Source organism: Stenotrophomonas sp. INTA L402-1, assembly GCF_059295135.1.
This window is the reverse complement of record NZ_JCAFWP010000263.1, coordinates 1-515: the sequence shown is the minus strand read 5'-3', so window position 1 is coordinate 515 and position 515 is coordinate 1. Positions and strand designations below refer to the sequence as shown.

The window sequence follows — 515 nt, the reverse complement described above, 5'->3', positions numbered from 1 at the left end:
CAGATGTGTATAAGAGACAGCCCACAGAATCAGTGACATCACGGCAGTTACCGCGGCGACGATCAAAGTGGTATGTAGCGTTTCCTGGCGGGTTGGCCAAATCACTTTACGGACTTCGGTACGCGCTTCACGCGCAAACGCTACGGTAGCTTTGCCTTTTGTCGTTAACAGCGCGACACCACCCGCTGCAGCAATCAGAATTACTACGGCCAGCGCACGCAGCGGCAGCATAATGTCGCGAGAAAGGTAGTTGCCGACAATCGCCACCAGGAGCAATGCCACCACAACGACCCACGTCATCGCTGCCAGGCCGCGCCCGCTTCCTTGAGCGTCGGTATTCGCACTCATAAACCAACCTCTCAGAAGTATTCTACAAACATTTTCACCCCGCGATCGCGAGGCAAACCAAATCGACACGCGTATTAGCTTTTCGGATTATACGCCCTCAACAGAGCCTGTCTCAGCAATGATTATGACAAAGAAAATCACTGATGAGCCAGGTTCTGGTACGAAAG

General features: G+C 52.8%; 1 protein-coding gene. It reads right to left on the bottom strand.

Features of this window, described 5'->3' with window-relative positions; translation table 11 throughout:
• Positions 1-348 (bottom strand): preprotein translocase subunit SecE (gene secE / locus AC5O77_RS22690; protein ID WP_494507289.1); only part of this gene is annotated, 348 nt, incomplete at its 3' end.
• Between the last annotated feature and the right edge of the window lie 167 nt (positions 349-515).